This window comes from Paludibacterium purpuratum (assembly GCF_004363805.1).
In the GTDB taxonomy this organism is placed as follows: domain Bacteria; phylum Pseudomonadota; class Gammaproteobacteria; order Burkholderiales; family Chromobacteriaceae; genus Paludibacterium; species Paludibacterium purpuratum.
Window position 1 is genome coordinate 147,386 of sequence record NZ_SNZP01000001.1, and the last position, 24,208, is coordinate 171,593.

Genomic DNA, 24,208 nt, shown 5'->3' on the forward strand with positions numbered 1-24,208 from the left:
CCATTCGATGATACTCGGCCGGAGGGCTGCGCCCTCCGCCTCCTTAAAGAAAGGCCGTTAATCGGCCGTTAGCACCAGGCATCCCGCCAGATGACGCGCCTGCGCGGCATTGGGCAGATAGAGCCACGACATGTTGGTATCGAGCGGCTCGAACGCCCCGAACAACCGGCTATCGACCACCAATCGGCACGCGTCGGAATTTGGACGACGGGGCCGCGGCGTGTGCAACACGGAAATCAGGGAAAGTAACTGCTGTTGGCGGGAGTCAGGGTTTTGTGAAAACACAGGAACGGCTTTAAGATTGTGAGCAACCATACTTACTTCCTTGAAAAGTGGGTTTGGCCAGCGGGCTCGGCGGTGTGCAACCACCCCGGGCTCGCGCCTCTTCAGCGACGAATGTCGCACCAGTAGATTACCCAGCCACACTTACACTGACAACCGCGCGCGGCCGTCAGAAAATGCTGAAAATGAATGCCCCTACCGCCTCGTCAGGCGGCTTGAGCCGCGATGAGCCACGGCGGGTTATTCAATCTTCGCGCAGGATGATCGACAGCGAGCGCTTGCACAGCCCGGGCGGCAGGTTGTTCAAGTAGCCTTGCTCGAAGGCTTTGTCGATCAGTTCGCTTTTGCTCACGACGGCGAATTTCTCCTTGAGCATGCATACATGCCACTCGACGGTGCGCGTGGAGATGCCGAGCGCGCGGCCGATCAGCCGGGCGGAACGCCCGCGCAGCAACAAGAACAGAATCTCCTGCTGGCGCTGAGTGAGTTTGGGGCCTTGGCTCGGGTGGCCGATGATGAAGCTGGTACGAGTGGTGAGCTGATCGCTGCCGCTCATGGGGCTATAGGCAATTTTGCCCAGCAGCGCCCCGAGTTGCAGCAGTTCGTCGCTGTTGAGTTCCTGCGTATTAACAATGGTGCCGACAATGTTTTGCGCCGGGTCGCGCAACAGCCTCTTGCAGGTGAGCATTGAACGCCAGGTGTGGTTGCTGTAGCGATGGATATCCAGGATACGCAATGTCTGGCCGGTGCGGATGACCTCGCGATCCTGTGCTCGGAACAAGTGTGCACTCTCCGCGGCGTCGCAATGCAGATCCAGGTCGCTCAGGCCAACGATTTCTTCTTTGTGTCGAAATCCAAATAATTCCGCAGTTTGTTGCGTTGTGTACAAGAAGTTGGACTGTAAATCCTTACACCCCCAAAAACCGGGCAGGGTATCGATCAGCTGTTGCTGGTGCGGCGTGATGAATGAATCCATTCGTTGTCTCCTTTGAGCGTGGAATAGCTTGACGGGATGCATGACGTGCGCCCGATGGGGGCATCCAGCTTCGAAAGGCAAGGCGGCGCGAGGTTTGTCGGTCGAGTGGCGTGGGGGCGTGGATGTAGACCGAATCGCGTGTAGGAATAACCGGCGCGCACAATGAAAAACGGCGGAAGCGTTATCGCTTCCGCCGTTTGGCTTACGGACAGACTTGAATCGGTTTACTGCTGCTGTTGTTGCGGCAGATTGGACAGGCCCCAGACGTAGGCGGCCAGCAGATGCACCTTGCTTTCGCCCAGGAAGTCCTTCCAGGCCGGCATCTGGTTGTTACGGCCGTTGGTGATGGTTTCGATGATGGTCTTTTCAGTACCGCCATACAGCCATACCCCGCTCGGGTGCGTCAGGTTCGGCGCGCCGATGGCGGTGTTGCCCTTGCCGTCCGGACCGTGGCAGGAAGCACAAATGGTCTTGAAGGTGGTCTCGCCACGCGCCGCGCGTTCGGCATCATGCTTCTTGCCGGCGATCTGCATCACGTAGTTGGCCACGTCCTTGACCTTCTCCTCGCCCAACACCGCGCCCCAGGCCGGCATCTGACCATGGCGCCCGCCCATGATCGTCGTTTTGATGGTCTGCGGATCGCCGCCGTACATCCAGTCGTGGTGCACCAGGTTCGGGAAGCCCTTGGCGCCGCGCGCGTCGGAGCCGTGGCACTGGATGCAATAGGTCTGGAACAGGCGCTGACCCATCTCGTGCGCTTGCGGGTCCGCTGCGACGGTCTTCAGATCCATCTGCAGGTACTTGTTGTACATCGGCATGAACTTGGCTTCCGCCTGGGCGCGTTCCTCGTTGTACTGCCCGACCGAGGTCCAGCCGCGCAGGCCGGCGAAGGTGCCGAGCCCCGGATACAGCACCAGGTAGACGGCGCCGAAGATCAAGGTTAGATAGAACAACATCATCCACCAGCGCGGCAGGGGATTGTTGTACTCCTGTAGGTCGCCGTCCCACACATGGCCCATGGTCTGCGCCTGTTCCCCTGGCTTGACCGTTGTTTTCGATTGGGTGATCAGCAATACCGCCAAGCCGATAAAGCCGACGACCACGATTACCGTGATGTAGATCCCCCAAAAACCGCTGACAAAATCACTCATCATCTCGCTCCGTTGCCGGTTTGCTGCGCAGGGTCTTCTTTGGGTGTGTCATCGTCGTCGATGATCATGTTCGCCACCTCGTTGTAGCGTTGCTTGGAGCGCTTGCTATAGGCGACCCAGGCAAACAGCAGAAACGAGACGAAGCAGAAGACCGTAAACAGCTCACGGGCAAAATTGGTCCAGTCCATGGCTTAACGCACGTTCTTCAGCGCAAGGCCGAGGCTTTGCAGGTAGGCGATCAGCGCGTCCATTTCGGACTTGCCGTCGACTTCCGACTTGGCATTGGCGATGTCTTGGTCGGTATACGGCACGCCAACCACGCGTAGCGCGCGCATCTTCGCCTGAACGTCGTCCGCGTCGGCCAGATTCTTGGCCAGCCACGGGAATGCCGGCATGTTCGACTCCGGTACCACGTCGCGCGGGTTGGTCAGGTGGACGCGATGCCATTCGTCGGAGTAGCGACCGCCGACTCGGGCCAGGTCCGGGCCATTACGCTTGGAGCCCCATTGGAACGGATGGTCGTAAACCGATTCGCCGGCGACCGAGTAGTGGCCGTAGCGTTCGGTTTCGGCCCGGAACGGACGGATCATCTGCGAGTGGCAGGTGTAACAGCCTTCACGGATGTAGATATCCCGGCCGGTCAATTCGAGGGCGCTATACGGCTTGAGGCCCTCGATCGGCTGGGTGGTGGATTTCTGGAATGCCAGCGGAACGATTTCCACCAGGCCGGCGATACTGATCACGATCAGGGTGAAGACGATCAGGAAGCCGACGTGTTCTTCGACAAGTTTCTGAATCTTATCCATTTTTATTCTGCCTTCCCGCTTTTCAGTGGCCTTGTGCCGCCAACGCCGGAATCTTGGCGTCGACTGCCTTGCCTGCATTGATGGTGCGGAACACGTTGTAACCCATGATCAGCATGCCGGACAGATAGAACAGGCCGCCAAGCGCGCGCACGATCAGGTAGGGATGCACGGCCTTGACCACTTCGACGAAAGCGTAGGTCAAGGTGCCATCCGGGTTGATGGCGCGCCACATCAGGCCTTCGGTCACACCGGCGATCCACATCGAGGCGATATAGAGCACTACGCCGACCGTGGCGATCCAGAAGTGTGCTTCGATCAGCTTGACGCTATGCATCTCTTCGCGGTTCCACAGGCGCGGGATCAGGTAGTAGATGGCACCGATGGTGATGAAGCCGACCCAGCCCAGCGCACCGGAGTGAACGTGGCCGATGCCCCAGTCGGAGTAGTGCGATAGGGCGTTGACGGTCTTGATCGACATCATCGGACCTTCGAAGGTCGACATGCCGTAGAAGGACAGCGAGACGATCAGGAATTTCAGGATCGGGTCGGTGCGCAGTTTGTGCCATGCGCCGGACAAGGTCATGATGCCGTTGATCATACCGCCCCAGCTCGGTGCCAGCAGAACCAGCGAGAACACCATGCCGAGCGACTGGGTCCAGTCGGGCAGCGCGGTGTAGTGCAGGTGGTGCGGGCCGGCCCACATATAGGTGAAGATCAGCGCCCAGAAGTGCACCACGGACAGCCGGTACGAGTAGATCGGGCGACCTGCCTGTTTCGGTACGAAGTAGTACATCATGCCGAGGAAGGCGGCGGTCAGGAAGAAGCCCACGGCGTTATGGCCGTACCACCATTGCACCATCGCGTCCACGGCACCCGAATAGACCGAGTAGGACTTCCACATGGTCACCGGGATGAAGGCGCTGTTGACGATGTGTAGCAGGGCCACGGCCAGGATGAAGGCACCGTAGAACCAGTTGGCCACGTAGATGTGTTTGACCTTGCGGATGGCCAGCGTGCCGAAGAACACGATGGCGTAGACCACCCAGATGATGGTGATCAACAGTTTGATCGGCCATTCCAGTTCGGCGTACTCCTTGCCGAAGGTGATGCCAAGCGGAAAGGTGATCGCGGCGAGTACGATGACGAGCTGCCAGCCCCAGAAGGTAAAGGCGGCGAGCTTGTCGGAGATCAGCCGGACGTTGCAGGTGCGCTGTACCACGTAATACGAGGTGGCGAACAGCCCACAACCGCCGAAGGCGAAGATCACCGCGTTCGTATGCAGCGGGCGCAGACGGCCAAAGTGGAACCAGGGCCCGAAATTGAGCTCCGGCCACACCATCTGGGCCGCTATGATGACGCCCACCAGCATGCCGACCACGCCCCAAACGACGGTCATGATGGCAAACTGGCGCACCACCTTATAGTTATAAGTGGATTGCGTTTCCATTTATGGTTATCTCCAAGGTTGCGAACTCAGAACGTGAAAGACACTGCAGCGCCGCAGAAGGCCCGCACCGGGATTACCCGCGGTTCGATGCCCGGCAGATTCTTTGTTGAGACAAATCCCACTGTCCGGACAATGTCCGAACAATCATCCCCCGAAATGCCAATGCCGTTATTCTATAGTCATTCGTAATATACGAACGAATTCCAGTCATCGTGAACTCGCAAGGTTCTTTGATCCTGGCGGCTTGCAGGCTTGCTTTGTTATTAAACTAATTCCAACAACATTTGCAGTATAATGTCATGGGGTCGACATTAGTTGACCTGTATCAATTTCTCTTGGCGGTCAGCACAACGCCATTGACAATGTTAAAATCCCGTTTTTGCTTTGCAGGATAGTTCCTCATGTCCGTTCCTGTTCTCTATCGCATCCGCCCCGCCTCGCCCGAAGCGCATCTTTTCGAAGTTTCCTTGACCGTCGCCCAGCCTGCCAAAAAGGGACAGATGTTCCATTTGCCAGCTTGGATTCCGGGCAGTTACATGATCCGCGAGTTCGCCCGCCACATCGTTTCGCTACGCGCCGAGTGTTCGGGCCGGCCGGTGGCGGTACAGAAGCTCGATAAGCACAGCTGGCAGGCCGATCCGGTCGATGGCGTGCTGACGTTGCACTACCAGGTCTACGCCTTCGATTTGTCGGTGCGTGGTGCCTACCTGGACAAGCAGCGTGGCTTCTTCAACGGTACCAGCGTGTTTCTCGCCGTCGAGGGGTATGAGCAAACCGCTTGCGATGTGGAGATCGAGGCGCCGAAGGGCAAGCACTACCAAGACTGGCGCGTGGCGACCAGCCTGCCTGTGCGGCCGGATAAGCAGAAGGGGCGAGGCTTCGGACGCTATCGCGCGGAGAATTACGATGAATTGATCGACCACCCGGTGGAACTGGGCGCGTTCGAGTCGGTATCGTTCAAAGCTTGTGGCGTACCGCATGAATTTGTGGTTTCAGGCCTGTTCCGCGCCGATCTGAAGCGCCTGGCGCGCGATGCGAAGAAAATATGTGAGTGGCATATACGGTTGTTCGGCGAGCCGGCGCCTTTCGACCGCTACGTCTTCATGCTGTTCGCCGGCAAGGATATCTACGGCGGTTTGGAGCATCGAAGCTCCACTGCGTTGATGTGCGACCGCGACGACCTGCCCCTACCGGGTGCCAAGCAAATCAGCGATGGCTACATGCGCTTGTTGGGTTTGATCAGCCACGAATACTTCCATGCCTGGAACGTCAAACGCCTGAAACCGGCCGTGTTCCAACCCTACGATCTCGCGCGCGAGGGGCATACCCACCTGCTATGGGCGTTCGAGGGCATCACGTCTTACTACGACGATCTGGCGCTGTTGCGCGCCGGGCTGATCGATCGCGAGCGCTATCTGGGCCAACTGGCCGAAACCATCTCCGGGGTGATGCGCGGCAACGGCCGTACCAAGCAGACGCTGGAGGAATCGAGCTTCGATGCCTGGATCAAGTACTACCGCCAGGATGAGAACAGCCCCAACAGCATTGTCAGTTACTACGCCAAGGGCGCGTTGGTGGCACTGTCTCTGGATTTGTTGATTCGCGACAAGACGCGCGGCGCCAAGTCCTTGGACGATGTCATGCGCTTTTTGTGGAAAAAATGGCAAAAGGATGGCGCCGGTCTGGCCGAGGATGAGTGGGAGTCCTTGGCAATCGACGCCACCGGGCTCGATCTGCGCGATTTCTTCGACCGTGCGCTACGTTCGACCGAGGATCTGCCGCTGGCCGCGCTGTTGGCGACCCAAGGCATCAAACTCGACTACGACCTCGCGGCCTCCGCCGGCGATCGCGGCGGCTTCGGTGCTCTCAAGCCCGCCCCCGAATCGCCGCGGGCAACGCTAGGCGTCAAGGCGTCGACCGACGTGCTGGGCGTGCGTTTGCAGCAGGTATTCGACGGTGGCGCCGCCCAGGCTGCCGGCCTATCCGGCGGCGATGTGATTGTGGCGGTAGATGGTCTGCGCGTCGCCGATCCGGAAAAGATGCAGGCGCGTTTGATGCCGGGACAGAGTGCGACCGTGCACGCCTTCCGGCGCGACGAACTGATGACTTTGCAGGTATTGCCACAGGCGCAAGCGCCCGATGCCTGCCGTCTGTCCCAAATGAAAAAGACCGGCCGATGGCCGGCGGACTAGTCAATCCGCAGCATAGCGGATCTTTGGCGGGGCTGGCGCCCCGCCTTATCGACCTCGTTAAAGTGAGTAGAAAATGACACTCCAGCCTCAAGTCAAGTACCGCAACGATTATCTGCCGACGCCCTTTCTAGTCGATCGCGTCGATCTTAAGTTCGATATCGAAGACGAGTTGACGCGGGTTTCCTCGCGCCTAGTGATCAATCGCAACGAGGCGGCTGCGCACAGTGCCGACCTGGTGCTCGACGGCTCGGCCCGCCTGACCGGTGTCGTGCTCGACGGCCAGACGCTGGGCCCTGACCGTTACCTGCTCGGCGAGGATACGTTGACGGTGAAGGACGTGCCGGACAGCTTCATCCTGGAAATCGAGACCGAACTGTCGCCCGCTTCGAACACCAGCCTGATGGGGCTGTATGCCTCCAACGGCAATCTGTTCACCCAGTGCGAGCCGGAAGGCTTCCGCAAAATCACCTACTACATGGACCGTCCGGATGTGATGGCCAAGTTCACCACCACCATCGTCGCCGACAAGGTGAAGTTCCCGGCCATGCTGTCCAACGGCAACAAGGTGGGCGAGGGCATGGTCGACAAGAAGCGCCGCTGGGTTAAATGGGTCGACCCGTACCGCAAGCCGTCCTACCTGTTCGCCATGGTGGCCGGCAAGTTGACCGCGCTGAAGGACAAGTTCGTCACGATGAGCGGCAGAACCGTTGCGCTGGAGATCTGGACCGAACCTGCCGACCAGGACAAGGTGGTGTTCGCCATGGAGGCGGTCAAGCACGCCATGAAGTGGGACGAGGAGCGTTTCGGTCTCGAGTACGACCTCGATATCTATATGATCGTGGCGGTGGGCGACTTCAACATGGGCGCCATGGAGAACAAGGGCCTGAACATCTTCAACACCAAGTACGTGCTGGCGCGTCAGGAAACCGCGACCGACGTCGACTTCGAAGGGGTCGAGGCGGTGATTGCGCACGAGTACTTCCATAACTGGACCGGCAACCGCGTGACTTGCCGCGACTGGTTCCAGTTGTCGTTGAAGGAAGGCCTGACCGTATTCCGCGATCAGGAGTTCTCCGCCGATATGACCAGCCGCGCGGTCAAGCGCATCGAAGACGTGCAGGGGCTGCGCGCCATGCAATTCCCGGAGGACGCCGGCCCGACCGCGCATCCGATTCGCCCGGACAGCTACATCGAAATGAACAACTTCTACACCATGACGGTGTATGAGAAGGGCGCCGAAGTGGTGCGCATGTATCAGACCCTGTTGGGGCGCGATGGCTTCCGCAAGGGGATGGATCTCTACTTCAAGCGTCACGACGGCCATGCGGTGACCTGCGACGACTTCCGTGCCGCCATGGCCGACGCCAACGACGTCGACCTGGAACAGTTTGCGTTGTGGTACAGCCAGGCCGGCACTCCGGTGCTGGACGTCAAGGGCCAGTACGACGCGGCGGCCCGCACCTATCGCCTGGACGTGTGTCAGTCCTGCTCGTCCACGCCGGGCCAGAGCGACAAGTTGCCGATGCATATTCCGCTCGCGCTGGGGCTACTCGGTAGCGACGGCCAGGATCTGCCGCTCAAGCTTGCGGGCGAGGCGGAAGCCGGCGCCACGACGCGAGTGCTGGACGTCAAGCGCGCCGAGGAGTCGTTCCTGTTCCTGGACGTGCCTAGCGAACCGGTACCGTCGCTATTGCGTGAATTCTCCGCGCCGGTGCGGCTCAACGTCGATCTGACCGATGTGCAATTGGCCTTCCTGATGGCTCACGATAGCGATGCCTTTGCCCGCTGGGAGGCCGGTCAAATGTTGTCGCAGCGCGTGCTGCGCCAACTGGTGGCCGACCATCAGGCCGGCCGGGCGCTGGCGCTGCCGGCGCATTTCACCGCCGCGTTCGCTGCCGTGCTCAAGGACTCGCTCGCCGACCCGGCCTTCAAGGCGCTGATGCTCGGTCTGCCGAGCGAAGGCGAAATGCTCGAGTGGTTCGACGCCGCCGATCCTGCCTGCAACCATCTGGTGCGCGAGTTCGTGCTCAAGCAGTTGGCCCAGGCGCTGCGCGGCGAATGGCGCCAGACCTTCGAACTCAACCAGACCCGCGAGTACCGCCCGGAAGACGCCGGCCGTCGCACCTTGAAGAACCACGCGTTGGCCATGCTGAGCCGTCTCGACGACGCCTGGCCGCTGGAAGCCGCGAAGAGCCAGTGCCTGCATGCCGACAATATGAGCGATCAGATGGGCGCGTTGCTGGCCTTGCGCGACAGCGACGCAGCCGAGCGCGCCGACTGCCTGGCTGCCTTCGCCGACCGTTGGATCGGCGACCCGTTGGTGATGGACAAGTACTTCGCTCTGTTGGCTTCAAGCCAGATCCCCAGTGCACTCGAGCATGTGCAAAGCGCGCTGGCACACCCGGCGTTCTCGATCAAGAACCCGAACAAGGTCTACGCGCTGCTACGTACCTTCGGCCGCAATATGGCGCATTTCCACGCGGCCGACGGCAGTGGTTATCGCTTCATGGCCGACCAGGTGCTGGCGGTCGACGCGCTCAATCCGTCGGTTGCGAGCCGGTTGGTGGCGGCCTTCAACCGTTGGAAGAAGGTCGAACCGCAGCGTCGGGCATTGATGAAGGCCGAACTGGAACGCTTGGCCGCGGCCAAGTTGTCCAAGGATGTGTTCGAGATCGTATCGAAGAATCTGGAACAAGCTTGATCCGTGCCAGAGGCCTAGCAAGCGGGCGTGAGTTATCGCGCCCACTTGTTTTTTGTTGAGAAAGAGGTGGTCGACCATGCGGGGAAAGGGAGGCAGCGCGGCGCTGCTCGTGGGCTTGTGGCTGGTCTGGGCCTATAGCTGGATCGCCAGCAAGATGGGCCTGCCGTATATGACGCCGCTGCAGTTGGCGTTCTGGCGCACGCTGCTTGGCGTGACCACGCTGGGCGTCGTCATCTTGCTGACCGGACGCAGCCTGCGGCCGACGCCGTTTTGGCCGACCTTCTGGCTTGGCATGAGTCAAACCGCCGCCTTCGGCTCGCTCACCACCATGGCGCTCTTGGCCGGTGGCGCCGGCAAGGTATCGGTGCTGGCATATACCATGCCGTTCTGGACGCTGCTGTTGGCACGCTGTTTTCTCAATGAACGCCTGGGCGGGTTGCAGTGGGGGGCGGTGGTGCTCGCCTGCGTCGGTTTGGTGCTGATCATTCAGCCTTGGCAGTTGCATGGCGGTCCACTGTCGGACGTGCTGGCCATCGCCGGCGGCCTGGCTTGGGCCGTGGGCGCCGTGCAGGCCAAGCGTCTGCGCCTGCGCTACCGCGTCAGCACCATGGCGCTGACCTTCTGGCAGATGCTATGGGGGGTGATGCCGCTCGGCGTGCTGGCGTGGTTGATGCCGGCGCCGCCGGTACACGTCGGTTGGCAACTGGTGGCGATCTTGCTCTATCTCGGCGTGTTCGCCTCCGGGCTTGGCTGGCTGACCTGGATGTTATTGCTATCGCGTCTGTCGGCCGGGATGGCGAGCCTGAACGTGCTGGCGATTCCGGCCGTGGCGGTGTTGATGGCCTGGCTGCAGATGGGTGAGGCTCCGGATCGGGTCGAGGGGGTCGGTATGCTGTTGATTGCTTTGGCGCTGGCGCTGTTGTCCGGTTGGACGGTCTGGCGCGAGCGCCAGACCGTCGCTTGACGTTAACGGGAGTTTCTGGCAATCATACAAGCGTTTGCTTTAAGTGCTAAGTCGCGTTAGACGACGTCAACGTTTGGGATTGCCGTGAAAAATCTGGAAAACGACTTGTTCGTCGCGGTGACGGCGCACGACCGTCTGCGCCTGCGGCGTATTCGCCGGCCGGATGCCGGCGAGGCCGTGCTGCTGGTGCATGGCGCCATGGCCAATGGCCGAATTTTCTACTCCAACTCGGGCAAGGGGCTGGCGCACTATCTGGCGCTCAACGGCTACGACGTGTTCGTGCTTGACCTGCGCGGGCGCGGCGGCAGCACACCGGCTATCGACAAGCGTGCCCGCCATGGACAAACCGAGAGTATTCGCGACGACATTCCCGCAGCGCACCGTGCCATTCGCGCGCTCAAGGGCAGCGCGCCGATCCATTGGATGGCCCACTCCTGGGGGGGCGTGCTGATGCATAGCGCGCTGTTGCGCGACCCCGACTTGATCTCCGACGTCACCTCTTGCGTGTATTTCGCTTCCAAGCGCAGTGTCCGAGTGAAGAATTGGCAGCGTTGCTTGAAAGTCGACCTGTTCTGGAACGGCGCCGCGCATCTGATTAGCCGTACGGTCGGCTATTTGCCTACGCGCGCCATGGGGCTGGGGCCGGACAACGAAAGTCGGCTAAGCCATGCCCAGAGTAGTCGCTGGGTGCGGCACTCGCACTGGGTCGATCCGGTCGACGGCTTCGACTACGGCGCCGCCGCCAAGCATGCGACATTGCCGCCGACACTGTATTTCGCCGCCTACCATGACCCTTGTCTGGGACATCGCGACGACGTGCGTCGCTTCCGCGACGAATCCGGGCCGCACTACTCTCGTGTGCACCTACTCGGCCGAAGCACTGGGCATCGCCAAGACTACGACCATGCCTCGTTGCTGACACACCCCGATACGATCGAGGATCATTTCCCGCTGGTATTGCGCTGGTTGGCCGGCGATTTTGCCGCCGTCTCGGAAAATATCTGACGTATGATGCAAAGCGGGAAGTTCTTTATCTTCGCGCTGCCATGTCACGATCACAACGCCTGCTGGCCCTGATCCAGCTCCTTCGCGGCCACCGTTATCCGGTGGCTGGCGCCCGCTTGGCCGAAGACCTCGGCATTAGCCTGCGCACGCTTTACCGCGACATCGCCACCTTGCAAGAGCAGGGGGCGACCATCGAGGGCGAGCCTGGACTTGGCTACGTACTGCGCCCAGGTTTCATGCTGCCGCCTTTGATGTTTAGCGAGGAGGAGATCGAGGCGCTGGTGCTCGGCACGCGCTGGGTGGCAAAGCGCGCCGATAGCCGGCTGGCCGAGGGGGCCGCAAGCGCGCTCGCCAAGATCGCCGCCGTGCTGCCGGCCGACCTGCGTCTGGCGTTGGATACATCCGCCTTGTTGGTGGCCGGCACCGACGAGCCGTTATCCGCCGTCGATCTGGCGCTTGTGCGACAGGCGATTCGACTTGAGCGTAAGGTGGTGCTGCGCTACTGCGATTTGCAGGGCGCCGAATCGACCCGCACCGTCTGGCCGTTTGCCTTGGGCTACTTCGACCATGTGCGCATGTTGGTGGCTTGGTGCGAACTGCGGCAAGGGTTCCGGCACTTTCGCGCCGACCGCATCAGCGCCATGGATACCCTGACCGAGAGGTATCCACAACGGCGCCATATCCTGCTCAAGACCTGGCGCGAGCAAAACGGCATCACTACTGACAAAAATTGACAGTGGTGTTGTCTACACTGCAGTTGTCAGCCGGGCAGTCGCCCGAGCCAACTTTCGTTCGAGGAGTGCTTGATGGCCCAGCCCAATTACCTACTGCTATATGTCGACAGCCCGGCGCAGAGCGCCGCTTTCTATAGCTGGCTGCTAGATCGACAGCCTGTCGAATCTTCGCCGACCTTCGCACTATTCGTACTCGATAGCGGCGTGAAGCTCGGCCTATGGTCGAAACATACCGTCGAGCCTGCCGCGGCGGTCACAGGCGGCGGGGGCGAGTTGGGGTTTCCTGTCGAAAACCACGATGTGGTGCGCGCGCTCTATAAGGCTTGGTGCGACAAAGGCCTACCGATCCTACAGCCGCCGACCGAACTGGACTTCGGCTATACCTTCGTCGCACTGGATCCGGACGGCCATCGGCTGCGCGTGTTCGCTCTGAACATGGAATAACACGCCACCTCTGTGTCCCGGCATGCCCATGCTAGAATCGTCGGAAAAGATTTCTGGGGATATAAGGAGAAGCTGGGATGTCGGGAAATAGTTTTGGTCTGTTGTTCACCGTGACGTCTTTCGGGGAAAGCCATGGACCGGGTATCGGCTGCGTGGTGGACGGCTGTCCGCCGGGGATGGCGCTTTGCGCGGAGGATATTCAGGTGGAGCTGGATCGGCGCAAGCCCGGCACCAGTCGCCATGTGACCCAACGGCGCGAGGAAGACCGGGTGGAGGTCCTCTCCGGCGTGTACGAGGGGAAAACCACCGGGACGCCGATCGCGCTATTGATCCGCAACACCGATCAGCGTTCGCGCGACTACGGCAATATCGCCGATGCCTTCCGACCCGGACATGCCGACTATACCTATTGGCATAAGTACGGCATCCGGGATCCGCGTGGCGGCGGCCGCTCCTCGGCGCGCGAGACAGCGGTGCGCGTCGCGGCCGGCGCGATCGCCAAGAAGTGGCTGCACGAAAAATTCGGCATCGTGATCCGTGGCCATCTGACTCAGATCGGCGAAGTGGCGATTCCGTTCACCGATTGGGCCGACGTCGAGAAGAACCCGTTTTTTGCCGCCGATAGCGCCATTGTGCCCACGCTGGAACACTATATGGACGAGATCCGCAAAAGCCTCGATTCGGTCGGCGCGCGTTTGCGCGTGGTGGCGGAGAACGTGCCAGTGGGCTGGGGCGAGCCGGTCTACGACCGGCTGGACGCCGAGATTGCCTATGCCATGATGGGCATCAATGCCGTCAAGGGCGTGGAGATCGGCGCAGGCTTCGGCTGCGTGACGCAGCGCGGCAGCGAACATGGCGACGAATTGACGCCGCAGGGCTTCGCCAGCAATCATGCCGGCGGTGTGCTGGGCGGTATTTCCAGCGGACAGCCCATCGAAGTATCCATCGCCATCAAGCCGACCTCCAGCATCGCCACGCCGCGCCGCTCGATCGATAAGCAGGGTGCCCCTGTGCAGCTGGAAACCCACGGCCGTCACGATCCTTGCGTCGGCATTCGCGCCACACCCATCGCGGAAGCCATGCTGGCACTGGTTTTGATCGACCACGCGCTGCGCCACCGCGCGCAATGCGGCGACGTGTCGGTATCGACCCCGCGCATTTAAACCAGGGGGCGGATCCGTCATCGGCAATACGTCATCAGCGGTTGGCGTAGCCCGGCTCGACCGCGCTGACGTGCCTTTCACACCAGGGGGCTCTATCATCGCCCCCTATGCCAACCCCGCACGATGCCGTCTTCAAGCAGTTCCTATCCGACCCGGACACTGCGCGCGACTTTCTCGACATTCATCTGCCGCCGGCGGTGCATGGCCTGTGCGATCTCGCCACCTTGCACTTGGCGTCCGGCAGCTTTATCGAACCCGACCTCAGTGCCTATTATTCGGACATTCTCTATTCCGTCGAAACACGCGGTACGCCGGGTTATATCTACTGCGTCATCGAACACCAGTCGACCCCGGACAAGTTGATGGCCTTTCGGCTGATGCGCTATTGCCTGGCGGCCATGCAAAACCATTTGAGAAAAGGTCACGATCAATTGCCTTTGGTCGTGCCGTTGCTGTTCTATCACGGTAGCCAAAGCCCTTATCCGCACAGTACGCATTGGCTCGATTTATTCGTCCAACCGGATCTGGCCTCAAAGCTCTACAACCGGCCATTTCCACTCGTCGACGTAACAGTGATCCCGGACGAGACAATTTTGCAGCATAAGCGCATCGCCCTTCTGGAGCTGGTGCAAAAGCACATTTACCGACGTGATATGATGGAACTGATCGGCGAGTTGCGTTTCTTATTGAGCCATGGCACTTGCAGCCAGGATCAACTTAAATCGCTGTTGAATTACATGCTACAGGCCGGCGAAACGGCGGAGCCGCAAACCCTGTTGCACGAGTTGGCGCACAGTGCGTCGCAGTATGAGGAGGCCGTGATGACCATTGCAGAGAAGCTGCGCGAGGAAGGTCGGCAAGAAGGACGCCAGGAAGGGCGCCAAGAAGGTCGGCAAGAAGGTCGGCAAGAAGGCCGCCAGGAAGGACGGCAGGAAGGACGCCGAGAAGGCCTGCAGGAAGGTATCCACGAGGGCATCTTGATGGTGGCGTGCAAGATGCTGGCCAATGGCGTGAGCCGCGAGGCCGTTATGCAATGCACCGGCCTGACCGAGCAAGAGCTAGACCAGCTTATTCACTAATTCCCATCAGATTTCTTCCCGCATGCGCAGGTGCCGACTTGCGCGCACGCGATTGGCTCAGTGCTTCGCGAATGCGCCAACCCGCCGCGTATTAGACGTAACCGTTGGGGTTTTGCTGCTGCCAGCGCCAGGCATCCCGGCACATGTCGTCTAGCGTATGCTCGGCCTTCCAGCCCAGTAGGCGCTCCGCCGACGAGGGATCGGCATGGCAACTGGCGATGTCGCCGCTACGCCGTTCAACGATGCGGTAGGGGATACGCCGTCCGCTGGCGCGTTCGAATGCCGCAATGATTTCCAGTACCGAATAACCGCACCCGGTGCCCAAGTTCAGTGTGTGCACGGCGGGTTCGCCGTTCATCAACGCCAGCGCCTTGACGTGCGCGCGCGCCAGGTCGACCACGTGGATATAGTCGCGTACGCCGGTACCGTCCGGGGTCGGGTAGTCGCTGCCGAAAACTTTGACTTCCGGCAGCTTGCCCACCGCCACTTGGCTGACGAACGGCAGCAGGTTGTTGGGGATGCCGTTGGGGTCTTCGCCGATTCTTCCGCTTACATGGGCGCCGACTGGATTGAAATAGCGCAATAACGCCACGCGCCAGCCGGCTTCGCTTAGCGCCAGGTCGCGCAGAAAGACCTCGGTCATCCATTTGGTCTGACCATAGGGGTTGGTCGGGCCGAGCGGGCAATCCTCGGTAATCGGCATACCCGCGTTGTCGCGGTACACGGTGGCGGAAGAGCTGAACACGATGTTGCGCACGCCGGCGAGCTGCATGCAAGACAGCAGATTGAGCGTGCCGGTCAGATTGTTGTGGTAGTAGGTTAGCGGTTGCGCCACCGACTCGCCCACTGCCTTAAGCGCGGCAAAGTGAATCACCGCATCGAAGCGGTACTGCCTGAACAGGGGTTGCAACGCTTCGCGCTCCAGCAAATCCACCTCGTGGTGGCGCACGGCCTTGCCGGCCAACTGCTCGACTCGTTTTAGCGCCTCCGGTTTGCTGTTGCTGAAGTTGTCGACCACGACGGGGTCGTGGCCGGCGGCGATGAGTTCCAGCAAGGTGTGGCTGCCGATGTAGCCGGCGCCGCCGGTGACGAGGATGGTGCTCATGAACGGATTCTCGCGTTGTTGTAATGTGAGGAATCGATATTCTAGCAGCACGCTGTACGATGCTGATAACAGTGGGTTGTCCTGATGCGCCGACGGCTTGACGTTCGTTGTCTGTCAGCCTTATAACACTACAGTTTAAACATTTTGTTTAAACAGATCTGTTACAAGGAGGATCTCGATGAAGACATCTCGGATGTTGTTGACCACCTTGGCGCTGTCGCTGGTCGGTGGCGGCGCCGCTGCCGCCGACCAGGCGACGGCCAAGATCAACCGGAGCAACTTGTTGGTGGATCGGGGGTGCACCACCGTCGTGGAAGCCCATATGGGCTACAACGACCGATCTCCCGTAGAGCGTCTTGCGCTTAATCGCCAGCCGGAAAACAGTAGGAAAATCCAAGAGTGCGTGGAACGTTATCGCGTCGCGGCGGCAGCCGCCAGCCGTTAGAGCCGATTGGTTCTCCATGAAAAACCCCAGGATCGATCCCGGGGTTTTTCCATATCCCGGTTCTTCTACGATGTTTGCGGACTGGACGCCGCCGTTTTTTCACTGGAGCCGGCTGTGCCAATCCAATAGCATAGGCACAGCAATAAGCCAATAATGAAATAGCACACCATTAGATGCATCATGCTCTGCATCGGTATGAAGTTGAACAACATCAGCGCTACCCCAGTAAAGAACATTTTGACAAAACTTTGAACGGCGCTGGCGGCTCCCTTATTCTGCGAAAATCCATACATGCATAGTGTCAGGGTCAAAGGCGAGACAATGCCGCAGTTGATCGCCAACAAGATCGTGACCAAAATGATCAAAATCAAGCTATCTCCTGCATAGCTGAAAAGCATAAAAAATGATATTGCAGTCAAAAACAAACTGGCTACGCAAAATTTAAACAAAAAGCTGGTGTCGATTTTGCAAAGCCGACTGGATAGTAGTAGCGATCCAATGACAAGGCTGCCTGCGTAAACAATGTAGATCGAAGCGTTTTCAATCGGGGAGTAGCCATGTTGATGCAAGATAAATGGCATGTATGAATAATAGGCGATGGTGATGACAAATATAAAGGCCGAGGCGAAATTGAATGCCATGAATCGCACGATTTTAAAAGTGCCCCAATATATAGCCGCTTGCTCTTTGTAGCTTTTCTTGATTTTTGGTATTTCGTGGGTCTCTAGCAGGTGGCGCAATAAAACGGCAATGGCAATGATGTTGACAATCAATAACCCAATAAAAACAATTCGCCAGTTGTAGTACTGCTGCAGCAAACCACCGGCCACGGGTGCGAACGATGGCGATGCTTGGCTAGCCATGGAGAAGTAAGAGAAAGCTTTTTTGATGGATAGTTGATCGTGGCAGACATCCGATATGATCGCCCGCGCGATAACCGGTGCGCCACCTGCACCGAACCCGGTGATGAAGCGTCCGATGTATAGTGTATCTAGCGTGTTGGCAAAGCTTGAAATCACTACGCCGACACATGCAATCAAAAACGCAATGATGATGGCTCGTTTTCTACCATGATTATCGGAAAATGTGCCGTAGTAAAATTGCGATACACCAACCCCAAGCAAATATACGACAATCAAGTACTTGGTTGCATACTCGCTGACACCGAATGATTTCATGATATAGGGCAGCGATGGGTTGATGAAATCCATCCCCATCAGCCCTGCAACCAGGATAATGCAAGAGAACAGGATTGCGCGCTTCTGTGTCTTATCAAGCATGGCTCACCTCATGAGTCGCTTTTTTGACGGTGGGAAACGGCTCTTTGTCTTTGCGAGCCGAAGCCGCTTCTTTGTAATCGTAAATCGGTGTTTTATGCTCATGGCTGACCAAGAATTCGATCAACTTCGGGCCTTTTATTTCTCTGGCCTTCATGATGGTTTCGACGACAGCATCGCTGGACGATACTCTGAAAGAGGGCACGCCGAGCGCCTGGGCGAACATGCTGAAATCGTGATCCGGCAAATCGCTCAACTCCTTCATATTGTCGATGTTGTTGAAGTAGGTTTGCCCATAGTAGCTATTGTTGATGACGACAAATGTCACGTCGATGTTGTATTTGGCCGCGGTTTGAATCTCGGTTCCATGCATCAACATGCAACCATCACCCGTAATGGTCAGAACCGGCTGATCCGGCCTCGCCAGCTTGCCGCCAATCGAGGCCGGAATGGCCCATCCCATCGGACCGATGGTCGTGGTGGAAAAATAGTCGTAGGGCCCGAAGGATTCCCAGTAATGTCCGGTAAATGCCCGATGCGTGCCGGAGTCGACGTAGAGAACGGTATCCCTAGGAAAAATCGTTCGAAGTTGTTTTACGATATAAGCCGGGTGTAAAACTTTTTCATTGAATTGCGTGTTTTCAATATCATAATATTTTTCAATAGCCATGATATTTTTCAGCCAGGCCGATCGCTCGTGTTGCTGCTGATGCAGCAAAGCACCATGATCTATCAGGTGAGTCACGAAGGTGCAGTAATCGCTGACGATCGTATCGCCTATCACATCGCTCGGATTGACCAAGTCGATATCGTCATAAACGTCGATGAAGTCGCAAGAAATGAAATCGTCGCGCCACGCCATGGTGTTCCACTGCGTGTAATCGAATCCGATTCTAATAATGTAATCCACATTGTCGATAGAGAGCACCTGGCTGGAACGCCGGGAGCCCATGTAGCCAAAACAACCCAACGAAAGCGGGTGGTCTTCCGGGAAAATGCCTTTTGCGCTTACCGTCGTGGCAACCGGGACATTGTATTTTTCCGCCAAATCCACCAGCAATGGCGTGAGCGCTTCGCTGCGGGCGAAACTGCCGACCAAAATGGCCATTCTGGCCGAAGTGCCTAGTTTCGCGATCAGCTCGTCGGCTCGCTTGGCATCGATGATGCGATGACTTCTCGCGCCATGGGAAATGATCGTATGCCGATGATTCGAGTTATCCAGCAGACACTCTTCCGGCAACGACAAGTAGCAAGGTCGTTGAGTGGTATACAAGGTGTGCAGCGTGCGATTGAAATAGCGCGGCAGTGTTGTCGCGTTATGGACATGGAAGCTGGACGACGCAACGGGTTTGACCATGTCGATCAGGTTGAACATGCTTTGCGAGGCATCTTGCAATGCCCCCCGCATTTCCCATTTGGAGGGGATCTGACCGGAGATCAACAGCAACGGCGAGCGATCGGTATAAGCTGCTGCCATGGCCGTTAACGCGTTGGTCGTTCCGGGGCCGCCGATCGTGAAGCAAACGCCGATTTTCCCCGAGGCGCGGGCGTAGCCGTCCGCCATGAAGGCCGCTCCTTCTTCATGCGCGCAAACGATCGGTTTGATCGCGGGGTGCGCTTGATCGAGCTTATAGCAAGACATGAAAGGGTTGATCAATTTCCCGGGGACCATGAAGAAATGGGTAATATCTTCTTGTGCAAGTGCATTCAAGATGTAGTTTGCGTTGTTATACCCCATCGTGAATCTCCACAAAATTGATATTTCCGCTTGCCAGCGCGTCACGTTGCTTTAAGTTAAAAGAATTTAATGTGACGTTCGGCATGTCTGCAAAATAATCCAATGGCCTTTCGGCTTCATAGTCCGAAACATGCAGCATTTCATTCGCCCGCCGTTGCAGATAGGCAATAAAATCTTTAGCGAATAGCTCGGTTCTTGATACAGTCCATTGCAGCGCCAGTTTTTTTTCTTTTGGCGGGACGACAGGTTTGGTACTCGAATGAACGATGCGGGCATCCCAGATAACCAGATCACCTATATTGGTTTTGATGCATTTCCCGGCCATCTCTCCTTGATTAACACGCTTGGTTAGCTCGGCTCTTTCTACGCGGTTCAGAAGGTGCGACTTGGGAATGAGGGTTACGCCACCGCCATTCTCTTCATCGTTATCTTGAAAGTACAAACTGCATTGAACGAATTCCGGCGTAACCAGCCCTTTTTCGTCTTCCTCTTTCATGAAATAAGAGTCGTTGTGAAAGGAAAGATAAATGCTTTCACGGACGGTCATATTGGGGTATAGCGTTACTTTTTCCTCACCTAGAATAGCCTTGACTTCATCCAATGCCTGATTGAGGATGGTTTCCGTGAAAAGTGGCTTTTTGAAGAAAATGTGTTGCGGCAAGGTTTTTAGATTGGAATGCTGCAACAGCTCCGTATGATCGTTCCGCATCCGTTCAATCGTTTCCTTGGCAACGACATTGGGGACAATGACGTAGCCTTCTTGCTCGAAGAAATTTTTCAGATCCATGATGTTATCCTTGCAGTGAGCGGATTAAGCCGCCATCGACACGAATAGCGCTGCCCGTGATATATGACGATGCTTCTTTGTTCATTAGAAACGCAACGGCATTGACAATGTCTTCCGCGCGCCCATATTTTTTAGACGGAATGGAAGTCTGTACCTTTTCCCGATATTGCTCTTTCGATATGCCCAGTCGATCGGCGGTGGCCGCTTCAATCTGCTCTAGCCGAGCGGTTGCGATCTTTCCCGGTATCACGGTATTGATGTTGATATTGAATGGCGACAGCTCATCGCTGACACTTTTCAGCCAAGCGTGCATAGCCGATCTGATCGCATTGGAAATACACAAGCCGGGTATCGGTGCCGTCATGCCGGATGAGCCGATCAACACGAATCTGCCAAAGCGTCGCTCTTTCATCTTCGGCACCAAAGCCTGGACAATTTTGATTTGGCTAAGAAATAGCGATTGAAAATGTTTCAGCCAAATCGACTCCGGTATGTCCAATGAGTCGGCGTAGTAGGGCGGGCCGCCGGCATTGAGCACCACGCGATCGAAGTCCAAGTGGTGCGATTCGTTGAGCGCCTCGATAAAGCGATCGACGGATTGGCTATCCGATAAGTCGACCTGAAATACGCTTGGAAAATTGCCATGCATCGCGCCGATGCTTTCGCACGCCGCATGGATTTTTTCTCCATTGCTCGATGCAATACACACCTGTGCGCCTTGATGACAGAAGTGTTTTGCGCACTCATAACCGATCCCGGTGCTGGCGCCCAGCACCAGGATCCGTGCGTTTTTAAAATCACTCATAGCAAACGCCAGTCAGGTTTTCGACTTGCTTGAAAAAGTCCGGGAATGAGCAGATGACATCGCGGAAACCATCGATCAGATTCGGTTTTTCCATCTTGAGCGATGCAACGAACAAGGACATGAACACCCGGTGGTCGCCCCAACTGGATAGCGTCTCACCCCCCAGATGGCTCGACTTGCCTTTGATTACAAACCCATCCTCGATGTCGTCCCGGTAAATGGTTTCGATATTCACCTGCAGACGCTTCAGCTCGGAAACCATCGCTTTGATGCGATTGCTTTTGTGTAGCCGAGTAATGCTCCCACCCGTTACCTTGAATTCTCCATTGACGAACGCACCCAATGCCGCGAGTGTGGGAATGATGTTGGGGCAGTTGGAAACATCGAAGTGGTAGTCGCCCACCAATTCCCGGTTAGGATTGGTCAAGCGCAGCTGATTGGTGTCTGCATCGAAAGCAAGCCGCACACCCAATGCCTCCACGACGTCGAGAAAGTAACGCTCTCCTTGCATGCTGTGGAATGGCATGTTGTCCAGCAGGTATTCGCCTTGGAAAAGCGTGCACATAGCCAGGAAATACGAGGCCGACGTCATGTCTCCAGCCAGCGTGACATTAATAGGCTTGTAATGACCCGGGTAGACTTGGATCTCGGTCATCGTATCGTTGTAAACCAGTTCGATGCCGGCGAGCTGCATGAAATGCGCCGTCTGTTCGATGTAGGAGCGCGACAGGAGATGGTTGTGCACGCTGATGTGAATACCCTTGGGCGTCAGCGGCGCGACGAACATCAAGGCGGTGATGAATTGCGAACTGATATCGCCGGCCAGCTCGACCTTGCCGCCTTGCAAGTTGCCGTCCCAGCTGACGACGGGGGCTTTGCCAGGCTCCGCCAGGCAGCTCAGTCGAGCGCCAAGGCTTTCCAACGCATCGAACAAAGGTTTCATGACGCGAGGCCGTAGCGAGGCATCGCCGGTGACGATGATCGGCGTATCCGACGTACAAGCCAACGCGGTTGCCGTGCGAAATACCAAACCCGAGCCTAAGCAATCCAGAATTTGGTTGTTATAGTTGATCTTGCCGCCAATGCCTTTGATTTCCAGATAGCCATCGTGATCGGTGATTTCAGCGCCCAGCGCGCGCATGACATTTTTCATTGTCTGCGTTTCTAGGCACCTTAGATCGTTGTGGATATAGCTCACACCGTCGGCCAGACTGGCCACGATAATGCCTCTTTGCGTCTCGGGTTTGGACGAGGGAATGCTGCATCTTTGATGGATCGGCTTTGTTTTGCCGACGCAAAGATGGCGACTGAAATCATTAATGGCATTGTTGGCAATCTCCTCGGCGGAGATTTTTTCGGCAATCATGTCCACGGTAAATTTTCCTTTGTTTAGAAATTGTTAAGTCATCAATGGCTTCAACAGCGCATATCGTTGATTGTTGTTATCGATGCTTGACGCCCCCTCTGGATACCGCTTCTTGTTATGAAGGTGTAATATAAATGCCTGTTTTCAATCTCAATGCTTCTCATTCTCGACACGACTTTCGATCATGGCTCTCAGGTGCACACGGCGATGTCGGATGTCGGGTTACGATCTACGTTATGTTGCTAGAACGGCAGGGGAGGACTGCTTTCTCGCGCAGCTGAATGACGCGTCACAGCTGCTTATGGCATAAATATTTAAACTTAAAATGATGTTTAGATATGCCAAGTGTATTTAAATGTTTTTTGCGTTGCAACAAACGAAAAGGGGATTTTCCTGATCGTCGGATCAGTTGACATGAAGCTATACCGGCGAAAGGAGATGGCGCGTGGACGCCCGAATTGGGGGGGCAAAGCGGGCTCAGTGCTAATCGGCTGGTCCCGCTACAAGCAATGATCGCTGCCGGTGCGTCGCTGCCGGGAATCGCTCTTCACATAAAAAAACATGGCCCTAGCGCATCGCTAGGGCCATGTCTGGATTGATGCCGGCCGCGAATGCTCGCGGCCGGTCTTGCATCAATAGGTGTAGAACATGCGTTGGATGGCTTGGGTGTCGTGGGTCTTGGTCAAGGCCAGCATCAGCAGGATGCGTGCCTTTTGCGCGTTGAGCGTGTCGCTCACCACAAAGTCTTCCTTATCGTCGTTGGCTTCGCCATTGCGCGCCACGATGCCGTTGCCGACGCGCGAGCTACGCACGACGATGACGCCCTTTTGGCGAGCATCGCGGAATGCCGGCATCATTTGCGCGGCCACGCTGCCGTCGCCTACGCCCGCTTGCACGATCCCCTGAGCGCCGGCGCCGATGTCGGCGTCCATGGCCACACGGTCCATATTGGCGTAACCGTAGACGATATCCACGCGCGGCAGGCTGCTGAGCTTGCTGACGTCGAACTCGGTATCTGCGGTGTTTTTACGGGTGGACATGCGGTAGAAATGCGCCTTGTTGTCCTGCATATAGCCGAGGAAGCCCAGCTCCGGCGTGCGGAAGGTGTCGGCGGTCGAGGTATTGCTCTTGGTCACTTCGCGCGCGGCGTTGATTTGATCGTTGAGCGCTACCAGTACGCCCTTGCCGACGGCTTCTTTGCTGCCGGCCAGGATGACGGCGTTATAGAGGTTGATCGGGCCGTCCGCGCTGATGGCGGTCGACGGCCGCATCGAGCCGACCACGACCACCGGCTTCTTGCTCTTGACCACCAAGTCGAGGAAGTAGGCCGTTTCTTCGATGGTATCGGTGCCGTGGGTCACCACGATGCCATCCACGTCTTTTTGCGCCAGCAGCTGATTGATGCGCTTGGCGAGCTTCAGCCAGACTTCGTTGGTCATGCTTTCGCTAGCGATCTGCGCCACTTGTTCGCCGCGCACTTCGGCCACTTTCTGCAACTCCGGCACCGATTCGATCATCTTGTCGACCCCGAGCTTGGCCGCGGTATAGCCGACAGTGGTGGTGGAGGTTGCGCCGGTACCGGCGATGGTGCCGCCGGTGGCTAGGATGACGACGTGCGGCAGGTCGGCGGCTTGCACCGGGGCGAAGCACAGACCGACGGCGATTGCTGCGGCGCTAATGACTGACTTGAGACGGTTATTCATTGCTAAATGACTCCGTTTTCTTTGTAAAAATTGGTGAT

Annotated in this window: 22 protein-coding genes; 9 read left to right on the forward strand and 13 right to left on the reverse strand. The window is 57.6% G+C overall.

The window, feature by feature from the left end:
• Window positions 1-57: 57 nt before the first annotated feature.
• From DFP86_RS00600 to ccoN, 6 genes are all read right to left on the reverse strand, one after another.
• Window positions 58-315 carry a hypothetical protein gene (locus DFP86_RS00600; protein ID WP_133678058.1) on the reverse strand — a complete coding sequence of 86 codons (258 nt, stop codon included), beginning with the start codon at window positions 313-315 and terminating at the stop codon, window positions 58-60.
• 211 nt (window positions 316-526) lie between these two features.
• Window positions 527-1,258 (reverse strand): helix-turn-helix transcriptional regulator, encoded by a 732-nt coding sequence (locus DFP86_RS00605; RefSeq protein WP_166642099.1) that lies wholly within the window; start codon window positions 1,256-1,258, stop codon window positions 527-529.
• Window positions 1,259-1,482: 224 nt separating this feature from the next.
• Window positions 1,483-2,409: a cytochrome-c oxidase, cbb3-type subunit III gene (ccoP, locus tag DFP86_RS00610; RefSeq protein ID WP_133678060.1), complete on the reverse strand. Its 927-nt coding sequence runs from the start codon at window positions 2,407-2,409 to the stop codon at window positions 1,483-1,485.
• The gene (locus DFP86_RS00615; protein ID WP_133678061.1) at window positions 2,409-2,597 is read right to left on the reverse strand and encodes a cbb3-type cytochrome oxidase subunit 3; all 189 of its coding nucleotides are present in this window, start codon (window positions 2,595-2,597) and stop codon (window positions 2,409-2,411) included. The genes ccoP and DFP86_RS00615 overlap by 1 nt, the downstream gene beginning before the upstream one ends.
• 3 nt (window positions 2,598-2,600) lie before the next feature.
• Window positions 2,601-3,215, reverse strand: a complete 615-nt coding sequence (gene ccoO / locus DFP86_RS00620) for a cytochrome-c oxidase, cbb3-type subunit II (protein ID WP_133678062.1) — start codon at window positions 3,213-3,215, stop codon at window positions 2,601-2,603.
• A 22-nt stretch (window positions 3,216-3,237) separates the two neighbouring features.
• Window positions 3,238-4,662, reverse strand: a complete 1,425-nt coding sequence (gene ccoN / locus DFP86_RS00625) for a cytochrome-c oxidase, cbb3-type subunit I (protein WP_133678063.1) — start codon at window positions 4,660-4,662, stop codon at window positions 3,238-3,240.
• Between the two features lie 401 nt (window positions 4,663-5,063).
• Here ccoN and DFP86_RS00630 point away from each other — a divergent pair, with 401 nt between their 5' ends.
• The 8 genes from DFP86_RS00630 (at window position 5,064) to DFP86_RS00665 (ending at window position 14,944) form a co-directional block, all read left to right on the forward strand.
• Window positions 5,064-6,854, forward strand: a complete 1,791-nt coding sequence (locus DFP86_RS00630; protein ID WP_133678064.1) for a M61 family metallopeptidase — start codon at window positions 5,064-5,066, stop codon at window positions 6,852-6,854.
• Window positions 6,855-6,927: 73 nt separating this feature from the next.
• A complete protein-coding gene (gene pepN / locus DFP86_RS00635) occupies window positions 6,928-9,555 on the forward strand; it encodes an aminopeptidase N (protein ID WP_133678065.1) in 2,628 nt (875 codons plus the stop codon).
• Window positions 9,556-9,631: 76 nt separating this feature from the next.
• Window positions 9,632-10,519, forward strand: a complete 888-nt coding sequence (locus DFP86_RS00640; RefSeq protein ID WP_133678066.1) for a DMT family transporter — start codon at window positions 9,632-9,634, stop codon at window positions 10,517-10,519.
• 84 nt (window positions 10,520-10,603) lie between these two features.
• Window positions 10,604-11,524: an alpha/beta fold hydrolase gene (locus DFP86_RS00645; protein ID WP_133678067.1), complete on the forward strand. Its 921-nt coding sequence runs from the start codon at window positions 10,604-10,606 to the stop codon at window positions 11,522-11,524.
• A gap of 41 nt (window positions 11,525-11,565) precedes the next feature.
• A complete protein-coding gene (locus DFP86_RS00650) occupies window positions 11,566-12,258 on the forward strand; it encodes a helix-turn-helix transcriptional regulator (RefSeq protein ID WP_133678068.1) in 693 nt (230 codons plus the stop codon).
• 72 nt (window positions 12,259-12,330) lie between these two features.
• Complete coding sequence (locus DFP86_RS00655; RefSeq protein ID WP_133678069.1) at window positions 12,331-12,702, forward strand: VOC family protein; 372 nt, start codon at window positions 12,331-12,333, stop codon at window positions 12,700-12,702.
• Window positions 12,703-12,779: 77 nt separating this feature from the next.
• Complete coding sequence (gene aroC / locus DFP86_RS00660) at window positions 12,780-13,865, forward strand: chorismate synthase (RefSeq protein WP_133678070.1); 1,086 nt, start codon at window positions 12,780-12,782, stop codon at window positions 13,863-13,865.
• A 107-nt stretch (window positions 13,866-13,972) separates the two neighbouring features.
• Window positions 13,973-14,944 carry an Rpn family recombination-promoting nuclease/putative transposase gene (locus tag DFP86_RS00665; RefSeq protein WP_133678071.1) on the forward strand — a complete coding sequence of 324 codons (972 nt, stop codon included), beginning with the start codon at window positions 13,973-13,975 and terminating at the stop codon, window positions 14,942-14,944.
• Window positions 14,945-15,035: 91 nt separating this feature from the next.
• Here the strand turns inward: DFP86_RS00665 and galE are convergent, their stop codons facing one another.
• On the reverse strand, window positions 15,036-16,049 hold the full coding sequence (gene galE / locus DFP86_RS00670; RefSeq protein WP_133678072.1) for a UDP-glucose 4-epimerase GalE: 1,014 nt from the start codon (window positions 16,047-16,049) through the stop codon (window positions 15,036-15,038).
• Between the two features lie 178 nt (window positions 16,050-16,227).
• Here galE and DFP86_RS00675 point away from each other — a divergent pair, with 178 nt between their 5' ends.
• Window positions 16,228-16,494, forward strand: coding sequence for a hypothetical protein (locus DFP86_RS00675; RefSeq protein WP_133678073.1), 267 nt, complete (start codon window positions 16,228-16,230; stop codon window positions 16,492-16,494).
• 65 nt (window positions 16,495-16,559) lie between these two features.
• On the opposite strand, the gene DFP86_RS00680 is transcribed toward DFP86_RS00675, so the two are convergent.
• The 6 genes from DFP86_RS00680 to DFP86_RS00705 all read right to left on the reverse strand — a co-directional run bounded on the left by DFP86_RS00680 (window position 16,560) and on the right by DFP86_RS00705 (window position 24,170).
• Complete coding sequence (locus DFP86_RS00680; protein ID WP_133678074.1) at window positions 16,560-17,774, reverse strand: MFS transporter; 1,215 nt, start codon at window positions 17,772-17,774, stop codon at window positions 16,560-16,562.
• Window positions 17,767-19,509: a thiamine pyrophosphate-binding protein gene (locus DFP86_RS00685; protein ID WP_133678075.1), complete on the reverse strand. Its 1,743-nt coding sequence runs from the start codon at window positions 19,507-19,509 to the stop codon at window positions 17,767-17,769. The genes DFP86_RS00680 and DFP86_RS00685 overlap by 8 nt, the downstream gene beginning before the upstream one ends.
• A complete protein-coding gene (locus DFP86_RS00690) occupies window positions 19,499-20,296 on the reverse strand; it encodes a phytanoyl-CoA dioxygenase family protein (protein ID WP_133678076.1) in 798 nt (265 codons plus the stop codon). The genes DFP86_RS00685 and DFP86_RS00690 overlap by 11 nt, the downstream gene beginning before the upstream one ends.
• Before the next feature lie 4 nt (window positions 20,297-20,300).
• Window positions 20,301-21,101 (reverse strand): SDR family oxidoreductase, encoded by an 801-nt coding sequence (locus DFP86_RS00695; RefSeq protein WP_133678077.1) that lies wholly within the window; start codon window positions 21,099-21,101, stop codon window positions 20,301-20,303.
• Window positions 21,094-22,467 (reverse strand): 3-phosphoshikimate 1-carboxyvinyltransferase, encoded by a 1,374-nt coding sequence (aroA, locus tag DFP86_RS00700; protein WP_133678319.1) that lies wholly within the window; start codon window positions 22,465-22,467, stop codon window positions 21,094-21,096. Before aroA ends, DFP86_RS00695 begins: the two co-directional genes overlap by 8 nt.
• Before the next feature lie 632 nt (window positions 22,468-23,099).
• Window positions 23,100-24,170 carry a type II asparaginase gene (locus tag DFP86_RS00705; RefSeq protein ID WP_133678078.1) on the reverse strand — a complete coding sequence of 357 codons (1,071 nt, stop codon included), beginning with the start codon at window positions 24,168-24,170 and terminating at the stop codon, window positions 23,100-23,102.
• Window positions 24,171-24,208 lie beyond the last annotated feature (38 nt).